A 1,124-nucleotide genomic window follows, 5' to 3' on the forward strand; every position below is an offset into this window, starting at 1 on the left:
TGTAATGACAACGTCTGCTGCCGCTAACCCGGATAAAACTTCAACATGAGTATTGTCGTTTATACCGGTTTTAATCTTTTTTTGTACCAGTTCTTTTGAATTTTTTTGTACCCAAACATACGCCTCGTCTGCCCCGGCCGGTTTTCTGTTGGGATTAACCCAGGTCATTTGATATTTACCCGCTAAAGTTGAATCTGGAGCAAATTTTATAGCTTTTGTAGGGATAAGCATAGCATTGTTAACTTCTTTGGTGAAGATGGTGATATTTGCTGTCATACCGGGTTTTAACTTATTTGCATCATTTGAAGTATTAATGATGGTTTTATAGGTAACCACATTTGAAGAAATGGATGGACTTAACCTGATTTCTTGTATGGTACCTTTAAAAGTATCGTTTAAAAAGGCGTCAACGGTAAATGTCGCCCTTTCACCTTTTGAGATGTCGCCTACATCTGCCTCATCTACAGAGGCTTCTACCTGCATTTTCGTAAGGTCTTTTGCAATACTGAAGATGGTTGGTGTACTAAAACTCGCCGCCACAGTCGTTCCTTCACTTACACTTCTGGAGAGTACCGTTCCGTCAATTGGAGAATAAATACTGGCCAGTGATAGGTTCTTTTGAGCAGAAGCAAGTTGAGCCTTAATACTGTTAACCGATGCTTTTGAAGCATTGTAAGTATACAACGCGTTGTCGTAATCTGCTTTACTTACTGCGCCAACTTTATACAAATTACTTTGACGGCTGAAATTGCCCTGTTGGTAAACCAATGCACTCTGAGCACTGACTAAGTTGGCCTGATATTGATTTACAGTAGCCTCAAATAAAGTTTTATCAAGTTCGGCCAATAACTGTCCTTTTTTAACCTTCGAGTTAAAATCTGCATACAGCGTTTTGATGGTTCCTGATACCTGGGTGCCTACAGCTACTGTATCAACTGGTTGCACCTTTCCCGTGGCCGTAACATTTTCGGAGATATAACCCATTTTAGGTTTTTCGGTTTCGAGAACAACCACCTGTTCTTTTTTGCGCAAAGCGAAGTACCAAACCGCGAATAATGCAACTGCGATACCGATGATAATAAATATTGTTTTCTTTTTCATGATTCAAATATTAAGTAGACTAG

At 39.6% G+C, this 1,124-nt stretch carries 1 protein-coding gene; it reads right to left on the bottom strand.

Translation table 11 applies throughout. The annotated features are described in order from the left end of the window. A partial coding sequence (locus tag AC1DND_RS28315) for an efflux RND transporter periplasmic adaptor subunit (protein ID WP_477586232.1) occupies positions 1-1,101 on the bottom strand: 1,101 nt, incomplete at its 3' end. Positions 1,102-1,124: the final 23 nt, after the last annotated feature.

Source organism: Pedobacter sp. 01N416 (assembly GCF_056399685.1).